Genomic DNA, 16,231 nt, shown 5'->3' on the forward strand with positions numbered 1-16,231 from the left:
CCCCTCCCTCGCCTCACTCCTCGCGGGCGGCGGTCAGATGTTCCGCGTGTTCCTGGAGCGATCGGACGCCGACCGCGCCCCGGCCCAGCGCCTCGATGCCCTGGACGGCGGCGGCGAGCGCCTGGACGGTGGTCAGGCACGGGACGCCGCGGGCGACGGACGCCGTACGGATGTCATAGCCGTCGAGCCGGCCGCCGGTGCCGTACGGGGTGTTGACGATCAGGTCGACCTCGCCCTCGTGGATGAGCTGGACGATGGTCTTCTCGCCGTTCGGGCCCTCGCCCTCGCTGTGCTTGCGCACCACGGTCGCGTTGATCCCGTTGCGCTTGAGCACCTCCGCGGTGCCCGAGGTGGCCAGCAGCTCGAAGCCGAGGCCGACCAGTTCCCGGGCCGGGAAGATCATCGAGCGCTTGTCGCGGTTGGCGACGGAGACGAACGCGCGCCCCTTGGTCGGCAGCGCGCCGTACGCCCCGGCCTGCGACTTGGCGTAGGCCGCGCCGAAGACCGAGTCGATGCCCATGACCTCGCCGGTGGAGCGCATCTCCGGGCCGAGGATGGTGTCCACCCCGCGCCCGGAGGCGTCCCGGAACCGGCTCCAGGGCATCACGGCCTCCTTGACGGAGATCGGCGCGTCCATCGGCAGCGTGCCGCCGTCGCCGCTGGCGGGCAGCAGCCCCTCGGCGCGCAGCTCGGCGACGGTGGCGCCCAGCGAGATCCGGGCGGCGGCCTTGGCCAGCGGTACGGCGGTGGCCTTGGAGGTGAAGGGGACGGTACGGGAGGCGCGCGGGTTCGCCTCCAATACGTACAGAATGTCCCCGGCCATCGCGAACTGGATGTTGATCAGCCCGCGGACACCGACCCCGCGCGCGATGGCCTCGGTCGAGGCGCGCAGCCGCTTGATGTCGAAGCCGCCGAGGGTGATCGGGGGCAGGGCGCAGGCCGAGTCGCCGGAGTGGATCCCGGCCTCCTCGATGTGCTCCATGACACCGCCGAGGTAGAGCTCCTCGCCGTCGTAGAGCGCGTCCACGTCGATTTCTATGGCGTCGTCGAGGAAGCGGTCGATGAGCACGGGGTGCTCGGAGATCAGCCCGGCGTGCCGCTCCAGGTACGCGGCGAGCGAGGGCTCGTCGTAGACGATCTCCATGCCGCGGCCGCCGAGTACGTAGGAGGGGCGGACCATGACCGGGTAGCCGATCTCGGCGGCGATGCCCTTGGCCTGCTCGAAGGAGAAGGCGGTGCCGTACTTGGGCGCGGGCAGCCCGGCCTCGGTGAGCACCCGGCCGAAGGCGCCGCGCTCCTCGGCGAGGTTGATCGCCTCGGGCGAGGTGCCGACGATCGGCACGCCGTTGTCCTTCAGCGCCTGGGCCAGGCCCAGCGGGGTCTGGCCGCCGAGCTGGACGATCACCCCGGCCACCGGGCCCGCCTGCGCCTCCGCGTGGACGATCTCCAGCACGTCCTCCAGGGTGAGCGGCTCGAAGTAGAGCCGGTCGGAGGTGTCGTAGTCGGTGGAGACCGTCTCCGGGTTGCAGTTGACCATGACGGTCTCATAGCCCGCGTCATGCAGCGCGAAGGAGGCGTGGACGCAGGAGTAGTCGAACTCGATGCCCTGGCCGATGCGGTTGGGGCCCGAGCCAAGGATGATCACTGCGGGGGCCTCGCGCGGGGCGACCTCGGACTCCTCGTCGTAGGAGGAGTAGAAGTACGGGGTCCTGGCGGCGAACTCGGCGGCGCAGGTGTCGACCGTCTTGTAGACGGGCCGGATGCCCAGCGCGTGCCGCACCTCGCGGACCACGTCCTCGCGCAGCGAGCGGATCCCGGCGATCTGGGCGTCGGAGAAGCCGTGCCGCTTGGCCTCGGCGAGCAGCTCGGGGCCGAGCTTGTCGGCGGCGGCGATCTCGTCCGCGACCTCCTTGATCAGGAAGAGCTGGTCCACGAACCACGGGTCGATCCTCGTGGCGTCGAAGACCTCCTCGGGGGTGGCTCCGGCGCGGATGGCCCGCATCACGGTGTTGATCCGGCCATCGGTGGGGACGACGGCCTTGACCAGCAGCTCGGCCTTGTCGCCTGGCTCCCCGGTGAAGTCGAACTGGCTGCCCTTCTTCTCCAGCGAGCGCAGCGCCTTCTGCAGCGCCTCGGTGAAGTTGCGGCCGATGGCCATGGCCTCGCCGACCGACTTCATGGTGGTGGTGAGCCGGGCGTCGGCGGCCGGGAACTTCTCGAAGGCGAAGCGCGGCACCTTGACCACGACGTAGTCGAGCGTGGGCTCGAAGGACGCCGGGGTCTCCTGGGTGATGTCGTTGGGGATCTCGTCCAGGGTGTAGCCGACGGCCAGCTTCGCGGCGATCTTGGCGATGGGGAAGCCGGTGGCCTTGGAGGCGAGCGCCGAGGAGCGGGAGACGCGCGGGTTCATCTCGATGACGATGACCCGGCCGTCCTCGGGGTTGACCGCGAACTGGATGTTGCAGCCGCCGGTGTCGACGCCGACCTCGCGGATGACGGCGATGCCGATGTCGCGCAGGATCTGGTACTCGCGGTCGGTGAGCGTCATCGCCGGGGCGACGGTGATCGAGTCGCCGGTGTGCACGCCCATGGGGTCGAAGTTCTCGATGGAGCAGACGACCACGACATTGTCGTTGCGGTCGCGCATCAGCTCCAGCTCGTACTCCTTCCAGCCGAGGATGGACTCCTCCAGGAGCACCTCGGTGGTCGGCGAGAGGGTCAGGCCCTGCCCGGCGATACGGCGCAGCTCGTCCTCGTCGTGGGCGAAGCCGGAGCCCGCGCCGCCCATGGTGAAGGAGGGGCGGACCACGACGGGGTAGCCGCCGAGCTCCTCGACGCCCGCGAGGACGTCGTCCATGGAGTGGCAGATGACCGAGCGGGCGGACTCGCCGTGGCCGATCTTGGCGTGGACGGCCGCGACGACGTCCTTGAAGAGGTCGCGGTCCTCGCCCTTGTTGATCGCCTCGACATTGGCGCCGATCAGCTCGACGGCGTACTCGTCCAGGGTGCCCGCCTCGTGCAGCGAGATGGCGGTGTTGAGCGCGGTCTGGCCGCCGAGGGTGGGCAGCAGGGCGTCGGGGCGCTCCTTGGCGATGATCTTCTCGACGTACTCCGGGGTGATCGGCTCCACATAGGTGGCGTCGGCGATCTCCGGGTCGGTCATGATCGTGGCCGGGTTGGAGTTGACCAGGATGACCCGCAGGCCCTCGGCCTTCAGCACCCGGCACGCCTGGGTGCCGGAGTAGTCGAACTCGGCGGCCTGGCCGATGACGATCGGGCCGGAGCCGATGACCAGAACGGACTGGATGTCGGTGCGCTTAGGCACGCTGGCCCTCCATCAGGGACACGAAGCGGTCGAAAAGGTACGCGGCGTCATGCGGACCGGCGGCGGCTTCGGGGTGGTACTGGACGCTGAACGCGGGGCGGTCGAGCAGCCGCAGCCCCTCGACCACGTTGTCGTTGAGGCAGACGTGGGAGACCTCGGCGCGGCCGAAGGGGGTGTCGGACGGCGCGTCGAGCGGGGCGTCCACGGCGAAGCCGTGGTTGTGGGCGGTGACCTCCACCTTGCCGGTGGTGCGGTCCTGCACCGGCTGGTTGATGCCGCGGTGGCCGTACTTCAGCTTGAAGGTGCCGAAGCCGAGCGCGCGGCCGAGGATCTGGTTGCCGAAGCAGATGCCGAACAGCGGCGTGGAGCGCTCCAGCACGGCCCGCATCAGGGCGACGGGGTGGTCGGCGGTGGCCGGGTCGCCGGGGCCGTTGGAGAAGAAGACCCCGTCCGGGTTCACCGCGTAGACATCCTCGGCGGTGGCGGTCGCGGGCAGCACGTGCACCTCGATGCCGCGCTCGGCCATCCGGTGCGGGGTCATGCCCTTGATGCCCAGGTCGATCGCGGCGACGGTGAACCTCTTGGTCCCGATCGCCGGGACGACGTAAGCCTCCTCGGTGGCCACCTCGCCGCTGAGGTCGGCGCCCTTCATCTGGGGGGCTTCCCGCACCTTCGCCAGCAGCGTGGCCTCGTCGGCGAGCGCCGCGCCGGAGAAGATGCCCACCCGCATGGCGCCGCGCTCGCGCAGATGGCGGGTGAGGGCGCGGGTGTCGATCCCGCTGATGCCGACGACGCCCTGGGCGCCGAGCTCCTCGTCGAGCGAGCGGCGGGAGCGCCAGTTGGAGGGCGTACGGGCCGGGTCGCGCACGACGTAGCCGGAGACCCAGATCCGCTTCGACTCCGGGTCCTCGTCGTTGACGCCGGTGTTCCCGATGTGCGGGGCGGTCATCACGACGACCTGGCGGTGGTAGGAGGGGTCGGTCAGGGTCTCCTGGTAGCCGGTCATCCCGGTGGAGAACACGGCCTCGCCGAAGGTCTCCCCCACGGCCCCGTAGGCCCGGCCGCGGAAGGCGCGGCCGTCCTCCAGGACGAGGACTGCGGGGCTCGTGGCCCCCCTGCTGGAGGTGGTCATCGTGAGCCTTCCGTGTGGTGCGAGGGGGCGGCCGCTTCGCTGGGGCCGCCGGAGAGTTCGGTGAGGGCGTCCACCCACGCGGTGTGCTCGGCCGCGTGGTCGGAGCGGAAGCCGGAGTCGATCAGCCGGTCACCGTGGCTCCAGGTGATCACCAGCAGCCCGCCCTCGGCGAGGACCTTGCCCGCGATGCCCTTGTCGAGCCGGGCGCCGCGCAGCTCGGCGGCGGGGATGAAGAAGTCCGGCGCGCCCGGCCGTACGACGCTCACGCCCTGGCCGGTGAGGGTGAGCTCGGCCCGGCTGCGGGTGCCGAGGCCATGGGCGACGATCCGGTCCAGCCACTGCCCGGCGGTGGTGGAGCCGTGGTAGCGGCCGCTGAGTGTAAGGGGCTTTCCGTTGAGGGTGGCGGTGGGCGACGGGTGGGCCTGCGTAGGTTCGCCGGGCTCGGCCGGGGCCTGGGGCAGCTCGGGGAGGTCGCCCTGGAGGGTGCCGCGCCACTTCCAGCCCTCGCGCATCAGCCAGTAGACCAGCGCGATGACCAGCAGCAGCCCGACGACCCAGCCCATCCGGGCGGCCCAGTCCGTCACGTCCTGCGATTTCTGCTCGGCCGCGAGGCCCGCGAATCCCGCGAGGCCCGCCACCGGATGACTCGGAGTCGTCACACCAGCTTCCCGTCCACAACCGTCGCCCGGCCCCGCAGGAAGGTGTATGCCACGCGGCCCGGCAGTTCGCGGCCCTCGTAGGGGGTGTTGCGGCTGCGGGAGGCGAAGCCCGCGGGGTTCACCACACCACGGTAAGCCGAGTCGAGCAGGGTGAGGTTGGCGGGCTCCCCCGCGGCGATGGGACGGCCGTGGCCGGTCAGCCGGCCGATGGCCGAGGGCCGCACCGACATCCGGTCGGCGACGCCCGTCCAGTCCAGCAGCCCGGTGTCCACCATGGTGTGCTGGACCACGGACAGCGCCGTCTCCAGGCCCACCATGCCCATGGCCGCCGCGCCCCACTCGCAGTCCTTGTCCTCGTGCGGATGCGGGGCGTGGTCGGTGGCCACACAGTCGATGGTGCCGTCGGCGAGCGCCTCACGCAGCGCCATCACATCGGCCTCGGTGCGCAGCGGCGGGTTCACCTTGAAGACGGGGTCGTAGGAGCGTACGAGCTCGTCGGTCAGCAGCAGGTGGTGCGGGGTGACCTCGGCGGTGACGTTCCAGCCCTTGGACTTGGCCCAGCGGACGATCTCGACCGAGCCCGCGGTGGACAGATGGCAGATGTGCACCCGGGAGCCGACGTGCGCGGCGAGCAGCACATCGCGGGCGATGATCGACTCCTCGGCGACGGCCGGCCAGCCGCCCAGGCCCAGCTCGGCGGAGACGATGCCCTCGTTCATCTGGGCGCCCTCGGTGAGGCGGGGCTCCTGGGCGTGCTGGGCGATGACGCCGTCGAACGCCTTCACGTACTCCAGCGCCCGGCGCATGATCACCGCGTCGTCCACGCACTTGCCGTCGTCGGAGAAGACCCGCACCCCGGCGGCGGAGTCACGCATCGCGCCCAGCTCGGCGAGCTTCTTGCCCTCCAGGCCCACGGTCACCGCCCCGACGGGCTGGACGTCGCAGTAGCCGGACTCCTTGCCCAGCCGCCACACCTGCTCGACGACGCCCGCGGTGTCGGCCACGGGGAAGGTGTTGGCCATGGCGTGGACGGCGGTGAAGCCGCCGATCGCGGCGGCCCGGGTGCCGGTGAGGACCGTCTCGGAGTCCTCCCGGCCGGGCTCGCGCAGATGGGTGTGGAGGTCGACCAGGCCCGGCAGCAGGATCTGCCCGGCGGCGTCGATCACGGTGGCGCCGTCCGCGTCGAGGCCGGTGCCGACCCCGGCGATGCGCTCGCCCTCGATCAGCACGTCACGCGGCTCACCGCCGAGCACCTTCGCCCCGCGCAGCAGCGTCTTGTGGGTGTCGCTCATGGTCACTTGCTCTCCTCGGTGCGGGCGGCGGCGACGGCGGACTCGTTCCCGCCGAGCAGCAGATACAGGACGGCCATGCGGATCGAGACGCCGTTGGCGACCTGCTCGACGGCGGTGCAGCGGTCGGAGTCCGCGACCTCCGCGGTGATCTCCATGCCGCGGTTCATGGGGCCGGGGTGCATCACGATGGCGTGCTCCGGCATCCGCGCCATGCGGTCGCCGTCCAGGCCGTAGCGGCGGGCGTACTCGCGCTCGGTGGGGAAGAACGCGGCGTTCATGCGCTCGCGCTGGACGCGGAGCATCATCACGGCGTCGGTCTTGCCGACCACCGCGTCCAGGTCGTAGGAGACCTCGCAGGGCCAGCTCTCCACGCCGAAGGGGACCAGCGTCGGCGGGGCCACCAGGGTGACCTCGGCGCCCAGGGTGGACAGCAGATGGACGTTGGAGCGGGCCACCCGGCTGTGCAGGACGTCGCCGACGATGGTGATCCGGCGCCCGGCCAGGTCCTGGCCCGCGCCGGACGCCCCGGAGGCCAGCCGGCGGCGCATGGTGAAGGCGTCGAGCAGCGCCTGGGTGGGGTGCTCATGGGTGCCGTCGCCCGCGTTCACCACGGCGCCGTTGATCCAGCCGGAGGTGGCCAGCCGGTGCGGGGCGCCGGAGGCGTGGTGGCGGATCACCACGGCGTCGGCGCCCATCGCCTCCAGGGTGAGCGCGGTGTCCTTCAGGGACTCGCCCTTGGAGACCGAGGATCCCTTGGCGGAGAAGTTGATCACGTCGGCGGAGAGCCGCTTGGCGGCCGCCTCGAACGAGATGCGGGTGCGGGTGGAGTCCTCGAAGAAGAGGTTGACGACGGTACGGCCGCGCAGGGTCGGCAGTTTCTTGATCGGCCGGTCGGCGAGCCGGGCCAGTTCCTCGGCGGTGTCGAGGATCAGGACGGCGTCGTCGCGCGAGAGATCGGCGGCCGAGATGAGGTGGCGCTTCATCCGGATGCTCCGTGGGTGAAGGAGGTATGCGGGCGTGCGGGCGCGGGCAGGCGCGGGGACCGGTGGCCTGGCGGCACCGGTGGTCCTTCGGGCGGGTTCCCCTTCGGTCGCCGGGGTGGCACTCGCCGTCGGTGAGGGGCGCTACTTCCCGTCCGCTGGGGTGGTCCCGCGCAGCCCGAGGAGCACGCTGTCGCGGCCGTCCTCCTCGGTGAGCTGGACCTTGACCGTCTCCCGCAGCGACGTGGGGAGGTTCTTGCCGACGTAGTCGGCGCGGATCGGCAGTTCCCGGTGGCCGCGGTCGACGAGGACCGCGAGCTGGACCGCGCGCGGCCGCCCGATGTCGCCGAGGGCGTCGAGGGCGGCGCGGATGGTGCGGCCGGAGAAGAGCACATCGTCCACGAGGACCACGAGGCGGCCGTCGATGCCGTCGTCGGGGATCTCGGTGCGGGCGAGCGCGCGGGCCGGGCGCAGCCTCAGGTCGTCGCGGTACATCGTGATGTCGAGCGAGCCGACCGGGATCCGGCCGGGCTTGCCGGTGATCTCTTCGAGCCGGGCGGCCAGCCGCCGGGCGAGAAAGACACCACGGGTGGGAATGCCGAGCAGCACCACATCATCGGCGCCTTTGGCGCGCTCGACGATCTCGTGGGCGATGCGGGTGAGAACGCGCGCGATATCCGGTGCTTCCAGCACGGAACGCGCGGCGTCCGAAGTTCGGGCGTCCATACGAAACGGACCTCCTTCTCCGCCTCACGGGACGGACCTTAAAGGACGGTCGGATTTGCGCCATTCACACTAGCAGGGATGCGGAGTGTCCCCGTCAACACCCCTGGCCGGAGCCCCTCCGCTCCGTTCGGCTTGACGAATGGAAATTACGCTGCGTAACCTCACAGTGAGTGACCAGCCGCGCGGCACAGCCGCACGTCGATACAGCGTCCGGGGAGCTTTATGTCCAGCGAATACGCCAAACAGCTCGGGGCCAAGCTCCGCGCCATCCGCACCCAGCAGGGCCTCTCCCTCCACGGTGTCGAGGAGAAGTCCCAGGGCCGCTGGAAGGCCGTGGTGGTGGGATCGTACGAGCGCGGCGACCGCGCCGTGACCGTGCAGCGTCTCGCCGAGCTGGCCGACTTCTACGGCGTCCCGGTGCAGGAGCTGCTTCCGGGCACAAGCCCGGCCGGGGCCGCCGAGCCGCCGCCGAAGCTGGTACTGGACCTGGAGCGACTGGCCCATGTGCCGGTCGAGAAGGCGGGCCCGCTGCAGCGGTACGCCGCGACGATCCAGAGCCAGCGTGGTGACTACAACGGCAAGGTGCTCTCGATCCGTCAGGACGATCTGCGCACCCTCGCCGTCATCTATGACCAGTCGCCGTCCGTGCTGACCGAACAGCTGATCAGCTGGGGCGTGCTGGGTGCCGACGCCCGCCGCGCGGTCCAGCACGAAGACGTCTGAGTCCCTCTTTCCCTGTTCACCAGCAGAAACGTGCCGCCGGGGGCAGTGGAGCCCTTCTGGGTCCTCCACCGCCCCCGGCGGCTTTGTCATGTGCTGAACGCGGCTGTGCCTGGTGCCGGCTATGCCTGGTGCTCCCGGGGCTCCTGCTCGCGACGCAGACTCGGCTTCAGCTCCTTGACGCGGCCCAGCAGGCCGTTGACAAAGGCCGGCGAGTCATCGGTGGAGAACTCCTTGGCGAGCTGCACCGCCTCGTCGATCACCACCGCGTCCGGGGTCGCGTCCTCCCACACCAGCTCATACGCGCCCAGCCGCAGAATGTTCCGGTCGACGACCGGCATCCGGTCCAGCGTCCAGCCCACCGAGTAGGTGGCGATCAGCTCGTCGATCCGAGCGATGTGCTGCGCATATCCCTCGACGAGCTGCATCGTGTATTCGCTGACCGGCGGCTGCCGGTCGTCGGTCCGGGCGAGCCGGATCCAGTCCGCGAGCACGGTCTGCACGGTGCTGCCGCGCTGATCGGCCTCGAAGAGGATCTGGAAGGCGCGCTTACGGGCCTTGTTGCGGGCAGCCACGGTTAGTTGTTCACCCGACCGAGGTACTCACCGGAGCGGGTGTCGACCTTGATCTTCTCACCGGTGGTGATGAAGAGCGGCACACCGATCTCGTAGCCGGTCTCCAGCTTGGCGGGCTTGGTGCCACCGGTGGAGCGGTCGCCCTGGACGCCCGGCTCGGTGTACTCGATCACCAGCTCGACGGCGGCGGGCAGCTCGACGTAGAGCGGGTTGCCCTCGTACATCGCCACGACGGCCTCGAAGCCCTCGAGCAGGTAGCGGGCGTTGTCGCCGACGACCTCGGGGGTGATGTAGATCTGGTCGAAGGTGTCCATGTCCATGAACACGAAGCTCTCGCCGTCCTTGTACGAGAACTGCATGCCGCGCTTGTCGACATTGGCCGTCTCGACCTTCACACCGGCGTTGAAGGTCTTGTCGACCACCTTGCCGGACAGCACGTTCTTGAGCTTGGTACGCACGAAGGCAGGGCCCTTGCCGGGCTTGACGTGCTGGAACTCGACGACGGACCAGAGCTGGCCGCCGTCGAGCTTGAGCACAAGGCCGTTCTTGAGGTCGTTCGTGGATGCCACGGTTGCGGGATCTCCTGGACTACAGCTGGTGGAGACCAGAGAACCGCCGGCGCGCCCGGTTCCGCTAGAGCGCGAGCAGCTCTTTGGTCGTGATGGTGAGTAGCTCGGGTCCGCCGTCCGCCTCGGGGCGGACGACGAGCGTGTCATCGATCCGGACACCGCCCCGGCCCGGGAGGTGGACCCCCGGCTCGACGGTGACCGGCACACAAGCGTCCAGTTTACCCATGGCGGACGGTGTGAGCCGAGGGTCCTCGTCGATTTCCAGGCCCACACCGTGTCCGGTGCACGGTTCCAGCCCGTCTCCGAAGCCCGCGGCGGTCAGCACCTGACGGGTCACCCGGTCCACGTCCCGGTACGCCCGGCCCGGCGACAGCGCCTCCCGCCCGGCCCGCTGAGCGGCGAAGACGGCATCGTACAGCTCGACCTGCCAGTCCGCGGGCGAGGGCCCGATGACGAAGGTACGGCCCACCTGGCAGCGGTAGCCGCGGTAGTCGGCGCCGAGAGAGATCGTGAGGAAATCGCCCTCCTCGACCCTCCGGTCGGTGGGCAGATGGCCGGGGCGCCCCGCGTTGGGCCCCGCCCCGACCACGGTGGGAAAGGCCGGGCCGTCCGCGCCGTGGTCCACCAGCCGGCGCTCCAGCTCCAGCGCCAGATGCCGCTCGGTGCGGCCCACCAGGATCGACTCCAGCAGCTCGCCGAGCGCCTGGTCGGCGAGCTCCCCGGCGATCCGCATACAGGAGATCTCCTCGTCGTCCTTGATCAGCCGCAACTGTTCGACGGCGCGGCCCAGATCGGCGAGACGGACGCGGGGGGCGGCGGCGCCGAGCGCCCGATGGCGGGCGACGGTCAGATCGTGCTCCTCGACGGCCAGCGACTCGGCGTCGTCCGCCGCGGCCAGATCGGCGGCGGCCACGGCCGGATCGCCGTCCGCGCCGGGCATGACCAGCAGCCGCGGCTCGTCGGAACGCGGCGGGCCCGAGGAGAGCGGGGGCGCGGCCGGGGCCTCGGTGGCCACCAGCACGTCCTGGACGGGTCCGAGCAGCAGCACGGCCCCGGGCGGCACGGCGCCGCACAGATAGCGCACATTGGCGGGCCGGGACACCAGCGCCGCCGCGCTCCCGGCCGCGGTGCACTGATCGTGCAGACGGGCACGTCGGGCCGCGTACACCTCGGACATGTCCCCGAGCGTACGCAGGCCTGTCCGGCACGGCCGGTCGAGCGGGTCCGGACGGGGGGGGTTACCAGCTGGGTGGGGAGGCGATGGAGCGGGTGACGACCTCGTCGAGCATGCGGGCCGTGGTCTCCACGTCGTACGTGGAGTTGTCGATGATGGGCAGGCCGGAGCCGTACCACCCCGCCATCCGGCCGTGGATCCGCGCCACCTCCTCGTCGCTGAGGCGGCGGTTCCCGCTGCGGGCCGCGTTCCGCTCCAGGACGATCTCCAGGCCCGGAAGGACCACCACCGGCAGCAGACCGGGGCCCACATGGCGCTTCCAGCCGCCGAGGCCGACGACCGGGCGGTCCGGGAAGACGGCGTCGTCGAGGATGCAGGAGATCCCGTTGGCCAGGAAGTTGCGGGCGGCGAAGCCGCAGGTGCGGCGGGCGAGACGATACTGCGCCTCGGAGTGCTCGTTCCACCCCGACTGGGGGTTGGCGAAGCCGGACCGGACCCACTCCCGCACATCGTCCAGGCTGATGTGCGCGGTCGGCACCCGGCGGCGGTCGGCCCAGTAGCGCGCGACCGTCGTCTTGCCCGCCCCGGCCGGTCCGATCAGCAGCACCGCGACCGCCGCCTGCGAGACATCGGCGAGCGACGGGTCCGACGGGGGGTGCGGCAGCGGCACCGGGCCGCCGGGCGGCAGCTGGACATGGCCGGTGGTGTTCACCGTCTCCAGCGGCGCCCCGGGGGGCGCGGGCGGGGCCGGCGGAGGGGACACCGGATGCTGCGCGGGCGGCACCGGGTGCCCGGCCACGGGAGGCGGGGGCGGGGCGGAAGGGTTGGGGTGAGGTCCCGGGTGATGGTTCGCACTCGCGCCCTGGGTCCAGCCCGCGCCCTGCGGCCCGGGAACCGGACCCGGCTGATGGGGCGGTGGCAGCGGAGCTCCCGCATGCTGCATCCGGTGGCACTCCGTCTCGTACAGGCAGTTCTCGTCCGACAACTGTCAGGTGCTGATACGGCGGTGAGGCCGCTCCTACCGAACGGTACCTGCCCAAAGCTCCGCTGTGTGAACGGACCGCGAACCCGCTGTGTCCGCGCCGCCCCTCGTCAGCCAGGCATTTCGTCCCTCAAGGGCCGCAACCGCGAGGGCTTGGGGGTGTTCGAAAGCCCGCGGCGGGGCCGCGGGCTTTCGAAGGCGATGACAAAGTTGTGACGCCGGAAGGCGGTTGAGGCCCGGGTCAGCCGGAGACCTCGGCGTACGCCGCGAGCAGCACCGCCGGGTCCGGGCCCTCCAGCACGGTGGGCTTGGCGATACCGTCCAGGACGATGAAGCGCAGCAGGTCACCGCGGGACTTCTTGTCGACCTTCATGGTCTCCAGCAGCTTGGGCCACTGGTCGCCGCGGTAGGTGAGCGGCAGGCCCACGGCCTCCAGGACGGTGCGGTGCCGGTCGGCCGTGGCGTCGTCCAGACGGCCCGCCAGCCGGCCCAGCTCGGCGGCGAAGACCATGCCCACGGAGACGGCCGCGCCATGGCGCCAGTTGTAGCGCTCGTTCTTCTCGATGGCGTGGGCGAGCGTGTGTCCGTAGTTGAGGATCTCCCGCAGCCCGGACTCCTTGAGGTCGCTGGAGACGACCTCGGCCTTGACCCGGATGGAGCGCTCGATGAGCTCGGCGGTGTGCGGACCGGCGGGCGTACGGGCGGCGGCCGGGTCCCGCTCGATGAGCTCCAGGATCTCCGGGTCGGCGATGAAGCCCGCCTTGATGACCTCGGCGAGCCCGCTGACGTAGTCGTTGACCGGCAGCGAGTCCAGCGCGGCCAGATCGCACAGCACCCCGGCCGGGGGGTGGAAGGCGCCGACGAGGTTCTTGCCCTCGGCGGTGTTGATCCCGGTCTTGCCGCCGACGGCGGCGTCGACCATGCCGAGCACGGTCGTGGGGACGGCGATCCAGCGCACTCCGCGCAGCCAGGTGGCGGCCACGAATCCGGCGAGGTCGGTGGTCGCGCCGCCGCCGACGCCGACGATCACATCGGTGCGGGTGAAGCCGGTCTGGCCGAGCGCCTTCCAGCAGTACGCGGCGACCTCGGCGGTCTTGGCCTCCTCCGCGTTGGGCAGCTGGATCGCGATGGCGTCGTACCCCTGCTCGGCGAGGTCCTGGCGGACCGCCTCACCGGTGTCGGCCAGCGCCTCGGGGTGCAGGACGGCGACGCGCTTGGCAAACGTGCCGATCAGCCCGGGGAGCTCGCCGAGCAGCTGCCGACCGATCAGCACCTCGTACGGTGCGGTGCCCGCGGTGCCTCCGACCTGGATGCGCGTAGGGGTCTCGGCCACAGGGGGTGTCATGCGTTCTTCAGCTCCAGTACGTCCAGGACGGCCTCGGCGACGGCCTCGGGGGTGCGGTCCTCGGTCGACACCACGGCACGGGCGACCTCGGTGTACAGCGGGCGGCGCTGCTCCATCAGCTCGCGCCAGCGCTGGCGCGGATTGACCGTGAGCAGCGGGCGCGGGGCGTCGAGACCGGTGCGCTTGACGGCCTCGGCGACGCCCATCTCCAGGAAGACGACGGGGAGGCCGGCGAGCAGCGCCCGGGTGCCCTCGTCGAGGACGGCGCCGCCACCCAGCGCGAGCACGCCCCCGTGCTCGGCGACGGCGGTCCGCACCGCCTGCCGCTCCAGCTCGCGGAAGTGCGGCTCGCCCTCGTCGATGAAGATCTCCGAGATCTCCTTGCCCGCCGTCGCGACGATGTCGGTGTCGGTGTCGCGGAAGGTGGTGCCGAGCCGCTCCGCGAGCACCTGCCCGACGGTGGTCTTCCCGACCCCCATGGGCCCGACCAGCACGACGGCGGGGCCCTGGCTGACCTGCCCCGTCACCGGATGGCCAGGTTCTCGAGGAAGCCCCGCACATTGCGGTGGGTCTCGGTGACCGAGTCGCCGCCGAACTTCTCCGCCACCGCGTCCGCCAGGACCAGCGCGACCATCGCCTCGGCGACGATCCCGGCCGCCGGGACGGCGCAGACGTCGGACCGCTGGTGATGGGCCTTGGTGGCCTCGCCGGTGGTCACATCGACCGTGGCCAGCGCCCGCGGCACGGTCGCGATCGGCTTCATCGCGGCCCGGACGCGCAGCAGCTCGCCGGTGCTCAGCCCGCCCTCGGTGCCACCGGAGCGGCCCGAGGAGCGCCGGATGCCCTCATCCGTGGAGAGGATCTCGTCATGGGCCTTGGAGCCGGGCACCCGCGCGAGATCGAAGCCGTCGCCGACCTCGACGCCCTTGATGGCCTGGATGCCCATCAGCGCACCGGCCAGCCGCGCGTCGAGCCGACGGTCCCAGTGCACATGCGAGCCGAGGCCCACGGGCACGCCGTACGCGATCACCTCGACGACGCCGCCGAGCGTGTCGCCGTCCTTGTGGGCCTGATCGATCTCGGCCACCATCGCCTTGCTCGCGCCCTCGTCCAGGCAGCGCACCGGGTCGGCGTCCAGCTTCTCGACGTCGGAGGGCTTGGGGTAGACGCCGTACGGCGCCTTCGCCGCGGCCAGCTCCACGACATGCGAGACGATCTCGATCCCGGCCGTCTCCTTGAGGTAGGAGCGGGCGACCGTGCCCAGTGCCACCCGGGCGGCGGTCTCACGGGCGCTGGCGCGCTCCAGGATCGGCCGGGCCTCGTCGAAGCCGTACTTCTGCATCCCGGCCAGGTCGGCATGGCCGGGGCGGGGGCGGGTGAGCGGGGCGTTACGGGCGACTCCCTCGAGGATCTCGGGGTCCACCGGGTCAGCGGCCATGACCTGCTCCCACTTGGGCCACTCCGTGTTGCCGACCATGATCGCGACCGGCGAGCCGAGGGTGAGTCCGTGGCGTACGCCGCCGAGGAAGGTGACCTCGTCGCGCTCGAACTTCATCCGGGCACCACGGCCGTAGCCGAGCCGCCGTCGGGCCAGGGCGTCGGCCACCATGTCGGTGGTGATCGGCACCCCGGCGGGCAGCCCCTCCAGCGTCGCCACGAGTGCGGGGCCGTGCGACTCCCCCGCGGTCAGCCAGCGCAACCTGCTCAACGGTGCTCCCTCATGCGCGTGCCTCGACGTCGTGCGGCGCGGCCCGGTCCGCGCGACTCCGGCCCGCACCTCCGATCCTCCCACGACCGGGGCGTCCGCTCGGCTCGCGGTCCATGGGGTGGACGCGCGCGGCGCCCCGGGGAGGGTCCGGGGGCGGGCCGGACGGGGTCGGTGAGGGGCCGGACGGGCCCGACGAGGGGCCCGTGGGACGGCTCAGCGGGCGGCCAGCGCCTCGCGCATCGCGGCCAGGGGCGCCGGGGCGCGGCCCGTCATCCGCTCGACCTGGAGCACCGCCTGGTGCACCAGGAGGTCCAGGCCGCCGACCACCGAGCCGCCGCGCGCCGCCCAGGCGGCGGCCAGCGGGGTGGGCCAGGGCTCGTAGAGGACGTCGAAGAGCGCGCCGGGGCGGTCCGGTACGGCCGCGGCGAGCGCGTCGGTGGTGCCCGCGGGGGTGGTGGCGATCACCAGCGGGGCGCCGAGCGCCTCGGCCGCGTCGCCCCAGTCCGCGGTGCGTACGGCGACGCCCAGCCGCTCGCCCCACTGCCGCATCTCGGCGGCGCGGGCCTCGCTGCGGACGTACGCGGTGACCTCGCCGTCGCAGATCCGGGAGAGCGCGGCCAGCGCCGAGGAGGCCGTGGCACCGGCGCCCAGCACGGCGGCGCGCTCCACGCGCCCGACGCCGCGCTCCCGCAGCGCCGCCAGCATGCCGGGGATGTCGGTGTTGTCCCCGCGCCTGCGGCCGTCGTCGCCGAAGACGACCGTGTTGACGGCCTCCACCGAGGCCGCGGTGTCGCTGATCTCGTCCAGCAGCGGGATGACGGCGCGCTTGAGCGGCATGGTCAGGGACAGCCCGGCCCAGGCCGGTCCCGCGTCCTCGCCGAGGTGCTTGAAGAAGTCCGGCAGCCCGGTCTCGTCCACCTCGAAGCGGTCGTACGTCCAGCCGGTCAGGCCCAGTTCGCGGTAGGCGGTGCGGTGCAGCACCGGTGACAGGGAGTGGGCGATCGGCGAACCGAGCACCGCTGCCCTGCGGTTTTCCGACATCTT

At 71.7% G+C, this 16,231-nt stretch carries 15 protein-coding genes; 1 reads left to right on the forward strand and 14 read right to left on the reverse strand.

Annotation, left to right across the window (positions count from 1 at the left end; genetic code table 11):
* Positions 1–13 precede the first annotated feature (13 nt).
* The 6 genes from carB to pyrR form a co-directional block, all read right to left on the reverse strand.
* Positions 14–3,325 (reverse strand): carbamoyl-phosphate synthase large subunit, encoded by a 3,312-nt coding sequence (gene carB / locus JK364_RS30350; protein ID WP_201854546.1) that lies wholly within the window; start codon positions 3,323–3,325, stop codon positions 14–16.
* Positions 3,318–4,457, reverse strand: a complete 1,140-nt coding sequence (gene carA / locus JK364_RS30355; RefSeq protein ID WP_201854547.1) for a glutamine-hydrolyzing carbamoyl-phosphate synthase small subunit — start codon at positions 4,455–4,457, stop codon at positions 3,318–3,320. Before carA ends, carB begins: the two co-directional genes overlap by 8 nt.
* Entirely contained in the window at positions 4,454–5,116 is a 663-nt protein-coding gene (locus JK364_RS30360) for a PH-like domain-containing protein (RefSeq protein WP_201854548.1), read from the reverse strand. The genes carA and JK364_RS30360 overlap by 4 nt, the downstream gene beginning before the upstream one ends.
* Positions 5,113–6,408: a dihydroorotase gene (locus JK364_RS30365; RefSeq protein ID WP_201854549.1), complete on the reverse strand. Its 1,296-nt coding sequence runs from the start codon at positions 6,406–6,408 to the stop codon at positions 5,113–5,115. The genes JK364_RS30360 and JK364_RS30365 overlap by 4 nt, the downstream gene beginning before the upstream one ends.
* Before the next feature lie 2 nt (positions 6,409–6,410).
* Positions 6,411–7,391, reverse strand: a complete 981-nt coding sequence (locus tag JK364_RS30370; protein WP_201854550.1) for an aspartate carbamoyltransferase catalytic subunit — start codon at positions 7,389–7,391, stop codon at positions 6,411–6,413.
* A 141-nt stretch (positions 7,392–7,532) separates the two neighbouring features.
* Positions 7,533–8,114 (reverse strand): bifunctional pyr operon transcriptional regulator/uracil phosphoribosyltransferase PyrR, encoded by a 582-nt coding sequence (gene pyrR, locus JK364_RS30375; RefSeq protein ID WP_201854551.1) that lies wholly within the window; start codon positions 8,112–8,114, stop codon positions 7,533–7,535.
* 222 nt (positions 8,115–8,336) lie between these two features.
* On the opposite strand from pyrR, the gene bldD reads away from it, so the two are divergent.
* A complete protein-coding gene (gene bldD, locus JK364_RS30380) occupies positions 8,337–8,837 on the forward strand; it encodes a transcriptional regulator BldD (RefSeq protein ID WP_014056259.1) in 501 nt (166 codons plus the stop codon).
* Positions 8,838–8,956: 119 nt separating this feature from the next.
* Here bldD and nusB read toward each other — a convergent pair whose 3' ends face one another.
* From nusB to JK364_RS30420, 8 genes are all read right to left on the reverse strand, one after another.
* On the reverse strand, positions 8,957–9,409 hold the full coding sequence (gene nusB, locus JK364_RS30385; RefSeq protein ID WP_201854552.1) for a transcription antitermination factor NusB: 453 nt from the start codon (positions 9,407–9,409) through the stop codon (positions 8,957–8,959).
* A 2-nt stretch (positions 9,410–9,411) separates the two neighbouring features.
* Positions 9,412–9,978, reverse strand: a complete 567-nt coding sequence (gene efp / locus JK364_RS30390) for an elongation factor P (RefSeq protein WP_020867059.1) — start codon at positions 9,976–9,978, stop codon at positions 9,412–9,414.
* Between the two features lie 64 nt (positions 9,979–10,042).
* Positions 10,043–11,155 (reverse strand): aminopeptidase P family protein, encoded by a 1,113-nt coding sequence (locus JK364_RS30395; RefSeq protein ID WP_201854553.1) that lies wholly within the window; start codon positions 11,153–11,155, stop codon positions 10,043–10,045.
* Positions 11,156–11,216: 61 nt separating this feature from the next.
* Entirely contained in the window at positions 11,217–12,095 is an 879-nt protein-coding gene (locus JK364_RS30400; protein ID WP_201854554.1) for a Pro-rich N-terminal domain-containing protein, read from the reverse strand.
* 280 nt (positions 12,096–12,375) lie between these two features.
* Positions 12,376–13,479, reverse strand: a complete 1,104-nt coding sequence (gene aroB, locus JK364_RS30405) for a 3-dehydroquinate synthase (RefSeq protein ID WP_201854555.1) — start codon at positions 13,477–13,479, stop codon at positions 12,376–12,378.
* Positions 13,476–13,958 (reverse strand): shikimate kinase, encoded by a 483-nt coding sequence (locus JK364_RS30410; protein ID WP_201854695.1) that lies wholly within the window; start codon positions 13,956–13,958, stop codon positions 13,476–13,478. Before JK364_RS30410 ends, aroB begins: the two co-directional genes overlap by 4 nt.
* Positions 13,959–14,002: 44 nt before the next feature.
* Positions 14,003–15,187 (reverse strand): chorismate synthase, encoded by a 1,185-nt coding sequence (gene aroC / locus JK364_RS30415; protein WP_201854556.1) that lies wholly within the window; start codon positions 15,185–15,187, stop codon positions 14,003–14,005.
* Positions 15,188–15,400: 213 nt separating this feature from the next.
* Positions 15,401–16,228 (reverse strand): shikimate dehydrogenase, encoded by an 828-nt coding sequence (locus JK364_RS30420; RefSeq protein ID WP_201854557.1) that lies wholly within the window; start codon positions 16,226–16,228, stop codon positions 15,401–15,403.
* Between the last annotated feature and the right edge of the window lie 3 nt (positions 16,229–16,231).

Origin of the sequence: Streptomyces endocoffeicus (assembly GCF_016741935.1) — a bacterium.
Taxonomy (GTDB): Bacteria; Actinomycetota; Actinomycetes; order Streptomycetales; family Streptomycetaceae; genus Streptomyces; species Streptomyces endocoffeicus.